The sequence below is a fragment of the Kitasatospora sp. NPDC096077 genome, from assembly GCF_040303245.1.
Classification (GTDB): Bacteria; Actinomycetota; Actinomycetes; order Streptomycetales; family Streptomycetaceae; genus Kitasatospora.
The window spans coordinates 51,300-67,145 of the sequence record NZ_JBEOSV010000040.1 but is presented as its reverse complement, the minus strand read 5'-3'; the positions used below and the strand labels follow the sequence as shown (position 1 = coordinate 67,145).

14 protein-coding genes and 1 pseudogene are annotated in these 15,846 nt (G+C 75.8%); 9 read left to right on the top strand and 6 right to left on the bottom strand.

Annotated elements, in window-relative coordinates:
• Positions 1-49 precede the first annotated feature (49 nt).
• The 4 genes from ABTZ03_RS28540 (at position 50) to ABTZ03_RS28525 (ending at position 3,677) form a co-directional block, all read left to right on the top strand.
• Positions 50-901 carry an S-methyl-5'-thioadenosine phosphorylase gene (locus ABTZ03_RS28540; protein WP_502894610.1) on the top strand — a complete coding sequence of 284 codons (852 nt, stop codon included), beginning with the start codon at positions 50-52 and terminating at the stop codon, positions 899-901.
• Positions 894-2,279 carry an MptA/MptB family glycosyltransferase gene (locus ABTZ03_RS28535; RefSeq protein ID WP_350515966.1) on the top strand — a complete coding sequence of 462 codons (1,386 nt, stop codon included), beginning with the start codon at positions 894-896 and terminating at the stop codon, positions 2,277-2,279. The genes ABTZ03_RS28540 and ABTZ03_RS28535 overlap by 8 nt, the downstream gene beginning before the upstream one ends.
• A gap of 77 nt (positions 2,280-2,356) precedes the next feature.
• A complete protein-coding gene (locus tag ABTZ03_RS28530; RefSeq protein WP_350515965.1) occupies positions 2,357-3,058 on the top strand; it encodes a molybdopterin-dependent oxidoreductase in 702 nt (233 codons plus the stop codon).
• On the top strand, positions 3,042-3,677 hold the full coding sequence (locus ABTZ03_RS28525; RefSeq protein WP_350515964.1) for a cytochrome b/b6 domain-containing protein: 636 nt from the start codon (positions 3,042-3,044) through the stop codon (positions 3,675-3,677). Before ABTZ03_RS28530 ends, ABTZ03_RS28525 begins: the two co-directional genes overlap by 17 nt.
• 3 nt (positions 3,678-3,680) lie before the next feature.
• Here the strand turns inward: ABTZ03_RS28525 and ABTZ03_RS28520 are convergent, their stop codons facing one another.
• From ABTZ03_RS28520 to ABTZ03_RS28510, 3 genes and pseudogenes are all read right to left on the bottom strand, one after another.
• A complete protein-coding gene (locus ABTZ03_RS28520; protein WP_350515963.1) occupies positions 3,681-4,334 on the bottom strand; it encodes a methyltransferase domain-containing protein in 654 nt (217 codons plus the stop codon).
• Positions 4,331-4,858 (bottom strand): TIGR04282 family arsenosugar biosynthesis glycosyltransferase, encoded by a 528-nt coding sequence (locus ABTZ03_RS28515; RefSeq protein WP_350515979.1) that lies wholly within the window; start codon positions 4,856-4,858, stop codon positions 4,331-4,333. Before ABTZ03_RS28515 ends, ABTZ03_RS28520 begins: the two co-directional genes overlap by 4 nt.
• Positions 4,859-4,957: 99 nt before the next feature.
• Positions 4,958-5,671, bottom strand: a pseudogene (locus ABTZ03_RS28510) (glycosyltransferase family 2 protein); the annotation flags it as partial.
• 184 nt (positions 5,672-5,855) lie between these two features.
• Between ABTZ03_RS28510 and ABTZ03_RS28505 the strand changes: the two are divergent.
• Positions 5,856-6,659: a response regulator transcription factor gene (locus ABTZ03_RS28505; RefSeq protein ID WP_350515962.1), complete on the top strand. Its 804-nt coding sequence runs from the start codon at positions 5,856-5,858 to the stop codon at positions 6,657-6,659.
• Positions 6,656-7,804, top strand: coding sequence for a sensor histidine kinase (locus ABTZ03_RS28500; RefSeq protein ID WP_350515961.1), 1,149 nt, complete (start codon positions 6,656-6,658; stop codon positions 7,802-7,804). The genes ABTZ03_RS28505 and ABTZ03_RS28500 overlap by 4 nt, the downstream gene beginning before the upstream one ends.
• A 91-nt stretch (positions 7,805-7,895) precedes the next feature.
• Here the strand turns inward: ABTZ03_RS28500 and ABTZ03_RS28495 are convergent, their stop codons facing one another.
• Positions 7,896-8,954, bottom strand: a complete 1,059-nt coding sequence (locus ABTZ03_RS28495; protein ID WP_350515960.1) for an NAD-dependent epimerase/dehydratase family protein — start codon at positions 8,952-8,954, stop codon at positions 7,896-7,898.
• Positions 8,955-9,214: 260 nt separating this feature from the next.
• Between ABTZ03_RS28495 and ABTZ03_RS28490 the strand changes: the two genes are divergently transcribed.
• Positions 9,215-10,417: an FAD-dependent oxidoreductase gene (locus tag ABTZ03_RS28490; RefSeq protein WP_350515959.1), complete on the top strand. Its 1,203-nt coding sequence runs from the start codon at positions 9,215-9,217 to the stop codon at positions 10,415-10,417.
• Positions 10,418-10,438: 21 nt separating this feature from the next.
• Here the strand turns inward: ABTZ03_RS28490 and ABTZ03_RS28485 are convergent, their stop codons facing one another.
• Positions 10,439-11,146: an SDR family NAD(P)-dependent oxidoreductase gene (locus ABTZ03_RS28485; RefSeq protein ID WP_350515958.1), complete on the bottom strand. Its 708-nt coding sequence runs from the start codon at positions 11,144-11,146 to the stop codon at positions 10,439-10,441.
• Positions 11,147-11,258: 112 nt separating this feature from the next.
• Between ABTZ03_RS28485 and ABTZ03_RS28480 the strand changes: the two genes are divergently transcribed.
• A complete protein-coding gene (locus tag ABTZ03_RS28480) occupies positions 11,259-12,098 on the top strand; it encodes a helix-turn-helix transcriptional regulator (protein WP_350515978.1) in 840 nt (279 codons plus the stop codon).
• Between the two features lie 110 nt (positions 12,099-12,208).
• The gene (locus ABTZ03_RS28475; RefSeq protein WP_350515957.1) at positions 12,209-13,987 is read left to right on the top strand and encodes a gamma-glutamyltransferase family protein; all 1,779 of its coding nucleotides are present in this window, start codon (positions 12,209-12,211) and stop codon (positions 13,985-13,987) included.
• 34 nt (positions 13,988-14,021) lie between these two features.
• Here ABTZ03_RS28475 and ABTZ03_RS28470 read toward each other — a convergent pair whose 3' ends face one another.
• Positions 14,022-15,713: a peptidoglycan-binding protein gene (locus tag ABTZ03_RS28470; RefSeq protein ID WP_350515956.1), complete on the bottom strand. Its 1,692-nt coding sequence runs from the start codon at positions 15,711-15,713 to the stop codon at positions 14,022-14,024.
• Between the last annotated feature and the right edge of the window lie 133 nt (positions 15,714-15,846).

The window sequence follows — 15,846 nt, the reverse complement described above, 5'->3', positions numbered from 1 at the left end:
CGCTCCTACAGTGGTCGGGCGGTTCCCCAGATGAGAGACGGTGGACATGATGAAGCGTCAGGAAAACTCCCGGGCCGAACTGGGTGTGATCGGCGGTTCCGGGCTGTACGCCTTGCTGGACGAGGTGGAGGAGGTGCGGGTCGGCACCCCCTACGGCCCGCCCAGTGACGCGGTCTTCGTGGGGGAGGTGGCCGGCCGCCGGGTGGCCTTCCTGCCCCGGCACGGGCGCGGGCACAAGCTGCCGCCGCACCGCATCGACTACCGCGCCAACCTGTGGGCGCTGCACTCCCTCGGCGTGCGGCAGGTGCTCGCGCCGTGCGCGGTGGGTGGGTTGCGGCCCGAGTACGGGCCCGGGACGCTGCTGGTGCCGGACCAGTTCGTGGACCGCACCTCGGGCCGGGTGCAGACCTACTACGACGGGCAGCCGCTGCCGGACGGCACCATCCCCGGGGTGGTGCACGTGGCGATGGCCGACCCGTACTGCCCGGCCGGGCGGCAGGCGCTGCTGGCGGCGGCGCGCGGCGCGGCCTGGGAGCCGGTGGACGGCGGGACGCTGGTGGTCATCGAGGGCCCGCGCTTCTCCACCCGGGCCGAGTCCCGCTGGTTCACCGCCAACGGCTGGTCCGTGGTCGGCATGACCGGACACCCGGAGGCCGTCCTCGCCCGCGAACTCGGGCTCTGCTACAGCTCCTTGGCGCTGGTCACCGACCACGACGCCGGAGTCGAGCACGGCGACGGGGTGACCCACACCGAGGTGCTGGAGGTCTTCGCCCGCAACGTCGACCGGCTGCGCGCCGTGCTGTTCAAGGCGCTGGAGGCGCTGCCCGTCGAGCGGGAGTGCGCCTGCCCGCACGCCCTGGACGGCCTGACGACCGGCCTGCCGGGTGTCCCGGGTGACTGACCGGCCCACCCTTACCCGAACCCTGCCCTGCGTCCTCGCCCTGGCCGCCCTCACGACCTGCCTCGCTCTGACCGTGACCGTCGGCGGCACGCTCGGGGACCGGGACCGGCTGAACGACTGGTACCTCCTCGACGCGGTGCTCTTCGCGCTCGCGCTGCTGCTGCTCCGCCGGGTGCCCGACCGCCAGGTGGTCCCGCTGGTGCTGGCCGGTAGCCTGCTGGTCGCCGGGGTCGGGCTACTGGCGCCCCCGCGCACCAGCGACGACGCCTACCGGTACGTCTGGGACGGGCGGGTCCAGGCGGCCGGGATCTCCCCGTACGCCCACACCCCGGACGACCCGGCGCTGCGGCGGCTGCGCGACCCGGGCCTGTTCCCGGCCGGGGGCGACTGCACCGGCTGGGACCACCACCGGACGGCGGCCGGGGACTGCATCCTGATCAACCGGTCCGATGTGCACACCATCTACCCGCCGGTCGCGGAGGCCTGGTTCCTGGCCGAGCACCCCTTCGGCGGGGGAGTGCGCGGCGTGCAGGTCGGCGGCGCCCTGCTGGCGGTCGCCACCACCGGCGTCCTGCTGGCCGTCGGCGGGCGCCGACGGCGGGCGGCGCTGTGGGGCTGGTTCCCGGGCGTGACGATCTGGGCCGTCAACGACGCCCATGTGGACACCCTCGGGGCGCTGCTGATGGTGGCCGGGCTGGGCTGCGCGGCCCGCCGTCGGGCCGGTGCCGGTGGCGTCCTGCTCGGTGCGGCGGTCGCCACCAAGCTGCTGCCGGCCCTCGCCCTGCCCGGGGCGGTCTCCGGGCTGCTGGCCCGGCGCCCGACCCGACGCGACCTGCTGCTGCTCGCCGCCGCGCTCGGCACCTTCACGGCGGTGTACCTCCCGTACGTCGCGGCCTCCGGCGTCGGCGTCCTCGGGTTCCTGCCCGGCTACCTGAAGGAGGAGGGGTACGAACAGGGGCACCTGGAACGCTTCGGCCTGCTGCGGGCGCTGGTGCCCGACAGCCTGGCGCCGTGGGCGGCGGCCCTGGTGCTGGCGGCGGTGGCGCTGTGGGTGCTGCGGCGCGGCGACCCGGCCCGGCCCTGGCGGGGGGCGCTGCTGGTGACCGGCAGCGCACTGCTGGTGGTGGCGCCCAGCTACCCCTGGTACGGGCTGCTGGTGGTGGCGCTGGTCGGGCTGGACGGGCGCTGGGAGTGGCTGGCCGTCCCGGCGGCCGGGCAGGTGCTGTACCTGGAGGGCGGGGAGGAGGTCCAGCGGGCCGCGTACGGGGCGGCGCTGGCCGTCGTGCTGGTGGTGTCGGCGCTGCGCGGGCTGCTCGGCGGCGAACCGGTGCGCGGGGCGGCGGCACCGAAGGCGTCGCCGGAGATGACGAAAGCCTGACGGTACGCCCCCGGCACTGGCCCCGACCCGGTCCGACCTGCTCGAATCGGCACGTGACGAAACGCGTGTCGAAAGAAGTGGAACCCCCGGGGGGCACCCCGGTGGGCCGCCGGGTCGTGCTGGGGCTGCTCGGACTGGGCGCGGCGGGCGTGGCTGCCGGCCCCTACCTGCAGCGGGTCGAGTCCAACCTGGCCCAGCGGGACCCGAGCGGCCTCAGCGGCCTGCTGCCCGGCAACAACGGGTTCCGGTTCTACTCGGTGGTGACCTCCGTCCCGGAGCGGAACGCCGACGACTACACCCTCACCGTCGGCGGCCTGGTGGACCGTCCCGCGACCCACCGGCTGGCCGACCTCCAGGCCATGCCGCAGCGGCGGCTGGTCAAGGACGTGCAGTGCGTCACCGGCTGGCGGGTGCCGGACACCCCCTTCGAGGGCGTGCCGCTGGCCCACCTGCTCGACGCCGCCGGGGTGCGGCCGGGCGCCAAGGCGGTGCGCTTCGACTGCTTCGACGGCGCGTACAGCGAGAGCCTCACCCTGGAGCAGGCGCGGCGCGACGACGTGCTGGTCGCGCTGCGCCTCCAGGACAAGCCGATCAGCCACGAGCACGGCGGACCGGTGCGGCTGTACGTCGCGCCGATGTACTTCTACAAGTCGGCGAAGTGGCTCTCCGGCATCACCGTCACCGACGCGGTCCAGCCGGGGTACTGGGAGGACAACGGGTATGACGTCGACGCCTGGGTCGGCCGTTCGAACGGGCGGGCCGATGCACCGACGAGCTGACCTGGTCCGGCGGTTCACCCGAACCGAGCGCTGGATGCACCGCACCACCGCCGCGCTGATGGGCGTCTGCCTGGCCACGGCGGCCTGCCTCTACCTCGCGCCGCTCGCCCAACTGGTCGGCAACCGGCCGCTGGTGGTCACCGTCCACGTGTGGTGCGGGCTGGCGCTGCCGGTGCCGGTGCTGCTCGGGCTGGTCTCCCGGGCGGTGCGCGCGGACCTCTCCCGGCTGAGCCGGTTCACCCCGGCGGACTGGCAGTGGCTGCGGGCCGTCCGCACCCGGGCCGCGCACCGCCCGGCCGGCAAGTTCAACGCGGGCCAGAAGCTCTACGCCCAATGGACGTTGGGCTCGATCCTGGTGATCGTCGGCACCGGGCTGCTGATGTGGCTGACCCACCTGACCCCGCCGGCCTGGCGCACCGGCGCGACCTTCGTCCACGACTGGCTGGCCGCGGCCATCGCAGTCGTGGTCGCCGGGCACGTCCGGATGGCCTGGCGGGACCGCGAGTCGCGGCTCGGCATGCGCACCGGCCTGGTCGAGCGGAGCTGGGCGGCGCGCGAACACCCCGGGTGGCTGGCGGACGAGGCCGAGGAGCCGCAGCCGGTGGATCAGGCGCGGTAGCCCTCACCCCTGGCGCAGCGCGAGGAAGCGCCGCCCGTACGAGGTCCAGCGCTCCGCCTCCACCAGGCCCGCCGCGCCGGCCCGCCGCAGGGTGGCGAGCACGCCGAGGCGGGCCCAGGGGAAGGCCGGGCCGAGCCGGCCGTCCGGCCCCTCCACCCGGACGACGGTGCGCTCGTCCACCTCCTCCGGGTCCACCTCGACCAGCAACAGCCCGTCCGGGGCGATGAGTTGGCGGGCCCGGCGGAGCAGCGCGTCCGGGTCGCCGCCGATGCCGAGGTTGCCGTCGGCGAGCAGTGCGGCGCCCCAGCGGCCCTCGGCGGGCAGGCGGTCGAAGACCGAGCGGCAGAGCGCCGGGCCGCCGAGGCCGAGCGTGCGGTCCACCGCGGCGCCGGTGACGTCCACGCCGAGGGCCGGCACGCCGAGGGCGAGCAGTGCGGCCACCAGGCGGCCGGGGCCGCAGCCGAGGTCGAGGACGGGGGCGGCCAGGCCGGCACAGCGCAGCAGCAGGCTGTGGTCGGCGCCGTCGGCGGGCGCGCACCAGCGTTCGATGTCCAGGTGCAGCCGCCGGCCGTCCTCGCGGCGCAGCCACAGCGGGCCGCGGCCGGTCCGGACGGCTTCGGCGAAGGGGTCGTCCACCCAGGGCGCGGCGACCGTCAACTGGCCACCTCGGGAGCGCTGTCGAGCGAGCGGAGCCGCGCGGCGAAGCGGCTGCCGGGGGCCTCGGCGGCGACCTTACGGGCGTCGTCGACGGTGTCCACGTCCCGCAGCTCCGGCAGCCGGTGGACGTCGAGTCCGGCCTCCGCCAGCCGTCGCAGGAGGGCCGCGCCGGTGTCCGGGGTGGACATCGGCACGTCGTGCAGCAGCCGGGCGGCCAGCTGCGGGGTCGGCCGGGCCAGGCCCAGCGCCCAGAAACCGCCGTCGGCCGCCGGGCCGTACCAGGCGTCGGTGCCCGGCCGCCGGGCGGCGGACAGCGGCTCGGCCAGGGTGGCGGCGTCCAGCTGCGGGGTGTCCATGCCGACCAGCAGTGCGGGCGCCGCGGGGGCCAGCCGGGCGGCGTGGGCGAAGGCGTCGGCCAGTCGCCGGTCCAGGCCGCCGCCGCACTGCGGGACGACCTCCCAGCCCGGCGGCAGCCAGCGGCCCGGCGCGCCGTCCAGGACCAGCAGGCGGCGGCCGGCCGGCATCGTGGCCAGGGTGTGCAGGGTGTCGGCGAGCGCGGCCTCGGCGAGGTCCGCGGCCTGGGCGGGGGAGAGCAGCGGGGTGAGCCGGGTCTTCACCCGGCCGGGGACGGGGGACTTGGCGATCACCAGCAGGGTGGGCGGCGGCGCGGCCAGCACCGTCCGCATGTCGCGCACCGCCTGGCGGGTGCCGCGCACCGTGCCGGTGACCTTGGAACGGCCCGCGCGCGGCAGGTAGTCGACCGGGGTCTCGGCGATCCGCAGCCCGGCGGCCGAGGCGGCGAGCACCATCTCCAGCGGGTACCCGGAGCGGCGGTCGCCCAGACCGAGCGCCAGCAGCCGGTCCCGGCGGGCGGCCCGCATCGGGCCGAGGTCGTGCAGCGGGGCGCCGGTGCGCGAGCGCAGCCGGCGGGCCAGCACGGCGTTGGCGAGCCGGGCGTGCGGCGGCCAGGCCCCGGCGGTGGCCGGGCGGCGACGGCCGAGCACCAGGTCGGCCGTGCCGGCCAGCACCGGGTCGGCCACCCGGGGGAGTTGGGCGGGGTCGAGCGAGCCGTCGCAGTCCAGGAAGCAGACCAGGTCGGCGGTGGCGGCGCGCAGCCCGGCGTGGCAGGCGGCGCCGAAGCCGCGCCGGGGCTCCTCGACCACGGTCGCGCCGAGCGAGCGGGCGAGGTCGGCCGAGCCGTCCCGGGAGCCGTTGTCCACGACGATCGCCCGCCAGCCGGGCGGGATCCGGTCGAGCACCCAGGGCAGGGCCGCGGCCTCGTCGAGACAGGGCAGCACCACGTCGACGACCGGGGAGGGGAGGAGGGGAGGAGTCACGCCGGTCACGCTAACCGCGGGTGGTCCCGGCGGAGCCGAACCGCGCCCTTACGGAAGTGCTACGCCTGTCCGGCGGGGCCCGTTCGGGGGATCGCCGACCGGAGCTCGCAGGGATCTTACGGAACGCGAACGTCGCCGCCGCAGGGCCGTCCGGCCGCGGTGGGCGGCCCGTATCCTCGGCGAGGTGAACGACAGCCGCAGCACCGCCGCCGGACCGCCGTCGCCCGGCCGCATCCTGGTGGTCGACGACGACCCCACCGTGTCCGAGGTGGTGGCCGGCTACCTCACCCGGGCCGGTCACCGCGTCGAGCTGGCCACCGACGGTCCGCAGGGCCTGACGCTGGCCCGCACCCGGCGCCCGGACCTGCTGGTCCTGGACCTGATGCTGCCCGGGATCGACGGCCTGGAGGTGCTGCGCCGGCTGCGCTCCGACGAGGACGGCGCCGACCTGCCGGTGGTGCTGCTGACCGCCAAGGGTGACGAGAGCGACCGCATCCTCGGCCTGGAGCTGGGCGCGGACGACTACGTCACCAAGCCGTTCAGCCCCCGGGAGCTGGTGCTGCGGGTGCAGTCGGTGCTGCGCCGCTCCCGGGCGACCGGGTCCGGCTCCGAGTCCGGGGGCGGGGCCGGGGCCGGGGCCGCCCGGGTGTCCGGCGGGCCGGTGGTCTGCGGCGATATCACGTTCGACCCGCAGGCCCGGACCGTTCACCGTGCCGGGCGCCAACTGTCGCTGACGATAAGGGAGTTCGACCTGCTGGCGTTCCTGCTGCGGCAGCCGCGGACGGTGTTCTCCCGGCAGGAGCTGATGGAACGGGTCTGGGGCTGGGACTTCGGTGACCTGTCCACCGTCACCGTCCACATCCGGCGGCTGCGCGAGAAGGTCGAGCACGACCCGGCCGCGCCGGTGCTGATCACCACCGTCTGGGGTGTCGGCTACCGGCTCGACCCGGCGGCGGACCCCGTGGTCGAGGAGGGTGGGGCGGCGTGAAGGACCTGCTGCTGATCGCCCTGTACGCCGCGCTCGGCGCGGGCGGGGCCGGTCTGCTCGGCTGGGCGGCCGTCCGGCTGGTGCGGCGGCGCTCGCTCGCGCTCTCGCTGTTCTGCGTCGCCGCCGTCACCGTGCTCGCGGTCACCTCCGGGACCTTCGTCGTCGCCCAGGCGATGTTCCTGTCCCGGCACGACCTCGGGGTGGTGATCACCGTGCTCGGCATGGCGTCGGTGGTCTCGCTCGCCATCGCCGCCCTGCTCGGCCGCCAGGTGGTGTCCGGCAGCAGGGCGCTGACCGAGGCCGCTCGGACCGTCGGCAGCGACACCGGGTTCTCCGCACCGGAGCATCCGCTCGGCCTGGAGCTGGCCCAGCTCAGCGCCGAACTCGCCGCCACCAGCGCCCGGTTGGCCGAGTCCCGGGCCCGCGCCCAGGCGCTGGACACCTCCCGGCGGGAGCTGATCGCCTGGATCTCGCACGACCTGCGCACCCCGCTGGCGGGCCTGCGGGCGATGGCGGAGGCGCTGGAGGACGGCGTGGCCGAACACCCGGAGCAGTACCTGCACCGGATGCGGACCGAGGTCGAGCGGCTCACCGGGATGGTGGACGACCTGTTCGAGCTGTCCCGGATCCAGGCGGGCGCGCTCTCGCTGTCGCTGTCGCGGGTGTCCGTCTACGACCTGGTCGACGACGCGCTCGCCGGGGCCCACCCGCTGGCCCGCCGGCGCGGCGTCCGGCTGGAGGGGCGGCAGGTCGCCGCCGAGCCGGTCGAGGTGGACGCCGGGGAGATCACCCGGGTGCTCGGCAATCTGCTGGTCAACGCGATCCGCTCGACCCCGGAGGACGGCGTGGTGGCCGTCTCCGCCCGCCGGGAGGCGGACGCCGTGGTGCTCTCGGTCGCCGACGGCTGCGGCGGCATCCCGGAGCAGGACCTGCCCCGGGTGTTCGAGACCGGGTGGCGCGGCAGCAGCGCCCGCACCCCTCGCCCGGCGGACCCGGGCGGGGCCCGGGAGCGGGGCGGGGGCGGGGCCGGTCTGGGGCTCGCCATCGTCCGGGGCATCGTCGAGGCCCATGCCGGGCAGGCCCGGGTGCGCAACATCGCCGGGGGCTGCTGCTTCGAGATCGTGCTGCCCGCCGCCCGCGCCTGACGGCCGCCGCCCGCGCCTGACGGCCGTCGCCCGCGCCTTGCGGCCGTCGCCGGGGTGCGACGGCCGCCGGGGCCTGCCCGGATTCCGCGGCTCAGACCGGCTGGGGCGCCGCCGCCGCGAACTCCGCCATCCCGTCGGCGAAGGCCACCCGGGGCCGCCAGCCGAGCTCCGCGCGCAGCCGGGCGGAGTCCGCGGTGATGTGCCGGACGTCGCCGAGCCGGTACTCCCCGGTCACCACCGGCGCCGGCCCGCCGTGGGCGGCGGCGAGCGCGGCGGCCAGCTCGCCGATGGTGCGGACCTCGCCGCTGCCCACGTTGTACGCCCGGACGCTGCCCGGGAGCCGGCCGCCGAGCACGCCGAGCGCGGCGAGGTTGGCCGCCGCCACGTCCCGGACGTGGACGAAGTCCCGGCGCTGGCCGCCGTCCTCGAACACCCGGGGCGCCTCGCCCCGGGCCAGCGCCGAACGGAACAGCGAGGCGACCCCGGCGTACGGGGTGTCGCGCGGCATGCCCGGCCCGTAGACGTTGTGGTAGCGCAGCGTCAGCACCCGGCCCCCGCAGGCCCGGGCCCAGGCGGAGGCCAGGTGCTCCTGGGCCAGCTTGGTGGCCGCGTACACGTTGCGCGGGTCGGCCGCGGTGTCCTCCGCGACCAGCCCGGGTGCCAGCTCCGCCCCGCAGCGGGGGCACGGCGGCTCGAACCGCCCGGCCGCCAGGTCCTCCGGGCGCCGCGGCCCGGGCGAGACCTCGCCGTGCAGCGGGCAGCGGTAGCGGCCCTCGCCGTACACCACCATCGACCCGGCGAGCACCAGGTCCCGCACGCCCGCGCGCGCCATCGCGGCGAGCAGCACGGCTGTGCCGAAGTCGTTGCAGCCCGCGTAGTCCGGCGCGTCGTCGAGGTCCAGTCCCAGGCCGACCATCGCCGCCTGGTGGCAGACCGCGTCCACCCCCGCGAGCGCCCGTTCGACCGCCGCCGCGTCCCGCACGTCGCCCCGCTGCGCCGCCACCCCGGCCGGCAGCCCGGGCATCACCCCGGACGGGTGGACGGCGGGCAGCAGTGCGTCCAGCACCCGCACCCGGTGGCCCGCGGCCACCAGCGTCCGTACGACTTCCGAACCGATGAACCCGGCGCCGCCGGTGACCAGAATCCTCATGACCGGCGACGTTACCGCCCGACCCCGGCCCGGACGGCCGCTCCGGGCGTCGTGTCACGCTTCGGTAAGACTCCGGCCCCGGAGGCGGTGGCGGCGCAACGGGCCTCCACAGTACGGGGGTTGTGCTACGGTGCCGGTGGACGTACGAAAGCCACGGTCCGGTAGGTAGTCCGGACGGCGGTCCGCCGCTCGTACAGTGCCCGTCGCGGCACAACCGGTGCGTCCCTTCCTCGTCTTCACGATCGAGAAGGGACACGGCTGTGTCGGATCTTCATGTCATCATCGCCGGGGGCGGCCTGGGCGGCCTGGCCCTCGCGCAAGGGCTCCGCCGGGCGGGGATCGGATTCTCCGTCCACGAGAAGGACCCGGGCCCCGAGTTCCGCGACCAGGGCTACCGCATCCGGATCGACTCCGACGGCATCACCGCGCTCAGGGCGGTCCTGACACCCCCGGCGTTCGAGCTGTTCGCCGCCACCGCCGGCACCCCCGGCGGTCGGACGGCCGCCTACGACCACCGGCTCGGCCTGCTGCACGCCCAGGAGCAGCCGCCCGCCGCCGACCTGCCCGGCGGCGGGCACCTCGCGGTCAACCGCCGGACGCTGCGGCAGATCCTGCTCGCCGGGCTGGACGGGGCCGTGCACTACGGCAGCGCCCTCACCCGCTACGAGAGCGGCCGTTCGGTCACCGCGTACTTCGCGGACGGTGGCAGCGCCGAGGGGGACGTCCTGGTCGGCGCCGACGGGGTCAACTCCGTGACCCGGCGGCAGCACCTGCCCGGGGCCCGGGTGGTCGACGCCGGACTGCGGCTGCTGTACGGCAAGGTGCCGCTGGCCGACGCCGAACAGCTGCTCCCGGCGGAACTGCTGGGCCTGTGGACCACCGTCCTCGGCCCACAGCGCCGCTTCCTCGGGCTCGCCCCGGTGCGCTACCGCGAACCCCAGCAGGAGGCGGCCGCCCGGCTGGACCCCGGGATCCCGCTCAGCCCGGACACCGCCTACCTGGCCTGCGTGTTCGGTGCCCGCCGGGATCAACTGCCGTGCACCGACGAGCAGTTGTTCGGACTGGACGGGGCCGGCCGGCAGGCGCTGACGCTCTCCCTGCTGGACGGCTGGCACCCGGCCCTCGCCGAGCTGGTCGCCCGCCAGGACCCGGCCTCGGTCTTCCCGGTCACGGTCCGCAGCAGCGTCCCCGTCCCCGCCTGGCCGACCGGCCCGGTCACCCTGCTCGGCGACGCCGTCCACACCATGAGCCCGACCCTCGGCGTCGGCGCCAACACCGCCCTGCGCGACGCCAGGGTGCTCACCGCCCGCCTGGCCGAGGCCGCCGGGGGCCGCCCGCTCACCGCCGCACTGCGCGCCTACGAGGACGAGATGCGCGGCTACGGCTTCGCCGCCGTCCGGGAGTCGGCGGAACGCGGCCACCGCCTGGTCGGCCAGGACCGGCTGCCCGACACCGAGGAGTAGCGGGCCGGGCCCGGACCGGCCCTACCAGGGGAGGCGGCCGTGGATGTCGAAGTAGCCGCCGGTGGGACCGTCCGGGCCCAGCTGGGCCATCCGGACGATGATCTCGGCGCCCTGGGCCACGGACTGGACGCCGGTGTTGCCGTTCAGGTCGGTCGCGGTGAACCCGGGCTCCACGGCGTTGATCCGCAAGGTCGGGAAGGCCTTGGCGTACTGCACGGTGATCATGTTGACCGCGGTCTTCGAGGCCGGGTAGGCGACCCCCGGGTAGGCGTGGGTCGGGGTGCCGGGCTCACTGACCCGGGTCAGCGAGGCCAAGCCGCTGCTGACGTTGACCACGACCGGGGCCGGGGAGCGCAGCAGCAGGGGGAGGAAGGCGTGCAGCACGCGGACCGGGCCGAAGACGTTGGTGTCGAAGACCCGCCGCATCAGCTCCCCGGTCACCTCGGCGGGGCCGACCACCGCGTTGCCGTCGCCCCGGGCCTCGATGCCGGCGTTGTTGACCAGGACGTCCAGCCCGCCGTCGGCCTCGACCGCCCGGGCCGCCGCGGCCACCGAGGCGTCGTCGGTGACGTCGAGCAGGACCATCCGGGCGCCGAGCTCCTCGGCGGCCCGGCGGCCGCGCTCGGCGTCCCGGCAGCCGAGGTAGACGGTGTGGCCGGCGGCGAGGAGCCGGCGGGCGGTCTCGAAGCCCAGGCCCTTGTTGGCTCCGGTGATCAGTGTTGTCGTCATGCCCCCAGCATTCGCCGGGGCGGCGCGGGCAGCCAGCCGTCCCATGTTCCTGGGACCAGCGGTACCAGGCAGACCGGCCCGCACGGAGGGCAGACTGGCGGGCATGGCAGGAATGGCGGACGCGGAGTTCGGACGGGCGGTGCGGCGCTGGCGGGACCGGTGCGCACCGGAGGCCGCCGGGCTGCCGAGCGGGGGGCACCGGCGGGCCGCGGGGCTGCGCCGGGAGGAGCTGGCGCTGCTGGCGGGCATCTCCGCCGACTACGTCACCCGGCTCGAACAGGGGCGCGCCGCCAACCCCTCGGCCCAGGTGGTCGGTGCCCTGTCCCGGGCGCTACGGCTGTCGGACGACGAGCGTGACCGCCTGTTCCGGCTGGCCGGACTGGCGCCGCCGGGCCCGGAGACGGTGCCCACCCACCTCGGCCCGAGCGTCCAGCGGCTGCTGGACCGGCTGGCCGGGACACCGGTGGCGGTCTACGACGCCACCTGGACCCTGCTGACCGCCAACCCGCCGTACGCGGCGCTGATGGGCGATCCGAGCGGGTGGCGGGGCACCGAACGCAACGGTGTGTGGCGGCACTTCCTCGGTCCCGGCAGCCGGGCCCGGCACACGCCGGAGTCCCGGCGCGCCTTCGAGGCCGCCCTGGTCGCCGACCTGCGTGCGGCCGCCGACCGGTACCCGGCCGACCCGCGCCTGCGGCGGCTGGTCGGGGAGCTGTACGCGGGCAGCCGGCGGTTCGCCGAGCTGTGGGACTCCGGGACGGTCGGGCGGCACGAGGCCGCGCGCAAGATCATCGACCATCCTCGGGTCGGCCCGCTGACGCTGGACTGCGACGTGCTCACCGTGGCGGGCAGCGACCTGCGGATCATGGTCTACACGGCGGAGCCCGGCACCGAGGCCGCCGAGCGGCTCACCCTGCTCACCGTGCTGGGGACCCAGACGCTCACCGGGTGAGGCGCCGGGCGGGGCGGTGGTGACAAGTCGGGCGAGGGCGGTGAGGATTCGTTCCAATGGTCAGGATTCGTTCCGGCCGTACGGGCACGGAGGGCATGGAGGGGATGGCGATGTTCACGACCCGACCGACGTTGCAGGGGACCTTCGGGATGGTGTCGTCGACGCACTGGTTGGCGTCGGCGGCCGGGATGGCGGTGCTGGAGGCCGGCGGGAACGCCTTCGACGCGGCGGTGGCCGCCGGGTTCACCCTCCAGGTGGTCGAGCCGCACCTGAACGGGCCCGCGGGGGAGGTGCCGATCATCCTGGCGCCGGCGGGCGGGCCGGTGCGGGTGCTCTGCGGGCAGGGCCCGGCCCCGGCCGGGGCGAGCGTCGGGCACTACCGCGCGCTCGGGCTCTCGCTCGTCCCCGGGACGGGACCGCTGGCCGCCGCCGTACCAGGGGCCTTCGACGCCTGGCTCCTGCTGCTGCGTGACCACGGCACCCGGCGGCTCGCCGACGTACTGCGCTTCGCCATCGGCTACGCCGAGTACGGACACCCGGCGGTCGAGCAGGTCGGGTCCACCGTCGAGACGGTGCGGGAGCTGTTCGAGAAGGAGTGGACCAGCTCGGCGGAGCTCTACCTGCCCGGTGGGCGGGCGCCGCAGCCCGGCGCGCTGCTGACCAACCCGGCGCTCGCCGCGACCTGGCGGCGGCTGCTCCGCGAGGCGGAGGCCGCCGGGAGCGGGCGCGAGGCGCAGATCGACGCCGCCCGGCGGATCTGGCGGGAGGGCTTCATCGCCGAGGCGCTCGCCGCCTTCGCCGCCCGGCCCGCGATGGACAGCTCGGGCGAGCGCCACGCGGGGACCCTGACCGGGGACGACCTGGCGGGGTACAGTGCGCACTACGAGGGTCCGGTGACGTACAGCTGGAACGGGTGGACGGTCGCCAAGCCGGGGGCGTGGAGCCAGGGGCCGGTGTTCCTCCAGCAACTCGCCCTGCTGTCGCAGGACTTGGGGTCGCTCGACGAGGCCGAGTACGTGCACACCCTGGTCGAGGGCACCAAGCTCGCGATGGCCGACCGCGAGGCCTGGTACGGCGACGCGGCCGAGGTGCCGATCGGGGCGCTGCTGTCGCCGTCGTACAACGACGCCCGGCGCGGCCTGATCGGTGATCAGGCGTCCCACGAACTGCGGCCCGGCAGCCCGGACGGGCGGGAACCCCGCCTCGCGGAGTACGTGCTGCACGGGGAGGACCTGGCGGACGCTCCCGGCGCCGGTGAGCCGACCGTCGGGAGCGACGGCGCCACCCGGGGCGACACCTGCCACCTGGACGTGGTGGACCGCTGGGGCAACCTGGTCTCGGCCACCCCGAGCGGCGGCTGGCTGCAGTCCAACCCGGTCGTCCCCGGCCTCGGCTTCCCGCTCGGCACCCGGTTGCAGATGGCCACGCTCACCCGGGGCCTGCCGAGCACCCTCACCCCCGGCCGCCGACCGCGCACCACCCTGTCGCCCTCGCTCGCCCTGCGCGGCGACCGACCGGTGCTGGCCTTCGGCACCCCCGGCGGCGACCAGCAGGACCAGTGGAGCCTGCACTTCTTCCTCGCCGCCGCGCTGCGCCCGCCCGTGCGCGGCGGGCTGGACCTCCAGGGCGCCATCGACGCGCCCAACTGGCACACCGAGGGCTTCCCCAGCTCCTTCCACCCCCGCCGCAGCCGGCCCGGCAGCCTGTTCGTGGAGTCCCACTTCGACCCGGGGACCGTCGAGCGGCTGCGCCGGCGCGGGCACCAGGTCACCGTCGGCGGGCCCTGGTCGGAGGGGCGGCTGTGCGCGGTCGCCCGCGATCCCGAGACGGGTGTGCTGTCGGCGGGCGCCAATCCGCGCGGGATGCAGGGCTACGCCGTCGGCCGGTGAGGTGGCCCGCCCGCCGACGGCGTCGCGGTGGACGTCAGGAGAGCGGCCGGCGGACGGTCTCGCCGGTGGTGCGGTTGATGAACACCAGCGTCGGCGCGGACACCTGGACGCCCAGCAGCTGCTGGCCCGCGTCGGCGGGCGGCGGGGTGGTGGAGCCGAGGCGTTCGGCGAGCTGCTCGTTGTAGAGGCTCTGCGGCAGCACGTTGGCGCCCGGGTTCTGGATCTCACCGGTGCTGCCGCTGCCCAGCGTGCCGGTGCAGCCGATCGCCCAGTTGTGCGCGGTCGGCGGGCTCATGATGGTGTAGCTGCCGACGTTGCAGTTCCACGCGGTGCTGTTGCCGTCGCCCCAGCCGTGGCCGGTGCCCTGGCTGCCGTAGTTGAGCATGTTGAGCGAGCCGCCCGCGATGCTCACGTCGTCGTACAGGGTGCCGCCGCCCCAGCGCTGGTGGCCGCCGGAGTCGAAGGAGGTCTGGGTCGAGGTGGCGGTGCAGTCGGAGTACACGTTCGGCCCGGACTGCCGGGCCTCGGTCTCGAAGGCGTGCACCTTGGTGCCGCTCAACCGGCAGTCCTGGATCAGGTTCTCCTGGCCCTGGAGGGTGTAGCCGTCGGAGCGGGCCGAGGTGGCGGTGTTGACCACCATGTCCAGCGCGCCGGTGTGCACCACGGAGATCCGCCGGCTCTGGGAGTTGAGGCCGGTGACGCCGTTCTGGCCGAAGTGGTGGGTGAAGACGTTGGTGATCCAGCCGTCCTCGACCGCGTTCACCTCGGAGAGGCTGGAGTTGTAGAAGTCCGTCGCGTAGTCGGGGTCGGCGGTCATCGCCTGGCCGTCGGCGCTGAGGTTCTCGATGCCGACGTGGTTGATCCGCGGGTAGGTGTAGTGGTAGACGGTCGCCTGGGTGTACTGGGACTCCAGTGCGGTGGTCAGCGGGGCGTCGATGGTGATCCGGTTGCCGTTGACGGCCTTGACGGTCCGCTCGCTGCGCAGGCTCCAGTTGGGGCTCCAGTAGGAGGTCATCCCCATCGCGTCGATCCAGGCCTGGGTGGTCGGGCGCTCCACCACCACCTGGTCGCCGACCGCGAAGCCGCCGGCGTCGGCGAGGGTGAGGACGGTGCCGCCGACCGGGACGTAGGAGTCGGTGACGTTCTGGGCGCTGCCGACCACGGTGTAGTTGGCGCTGGTGCTGCCCAGCTGGATCAGCGTGCGGGAGGTCGCGCCGGTCGCGACCAGGCTGGTGTCGGCCGAGTCGGCGGTGGCGCCGCGCAGCACCACCCCGCTCACACCCATGCTCAGAGTTCCCGCCAACTGGTACTGACCGGCCGAGAGTTGGACGGCTCCGCGGAAGCCGTCGGCGTCCAGCGGGAGGGCGCCGGCCTGGTCGATCGCGCTCTGGACGGCCGCCGTGTCGTCCCCGCCGCTCGGTGGCGGCACGGTGACCTTGGTGGCGACCTGCGGCAGCGGCACGCCGCCGCCGGCGTAGCCCGCGAAGGAGTAGTCCGGGACGCGGTTGCCCTGGGCGTCCGAGGCGTACGACAGCTTGCTGCCGTCCCAGGTGACCCAGTTGCCGGACGCGCCGGAGGCGCCGGACGCGGCGGGGGCCGGCGGTGGGGCGGCGACGGCCGTCTGGGCCGTCGCGAAGCCGACCGTGAGCAGGGCGGCGGTGAGCAGGGGCAGGCCCCGGTGGGCGCCGGGGCGCCGCTCGGGGCGTCTGCTCAAGGACCATGACATGTGGGGGAGTTCCTCTCCGAGGGGGAAGGGGCGGGGGGGGGGGGGGCCCCCCCCCCCCCCCCGCGGGGGGGGGGCCCCCCCCGCGGTGCGGTCACACGGGGGGAGCCCGCCCCGGCCGGCGGGGGGCCCCGAA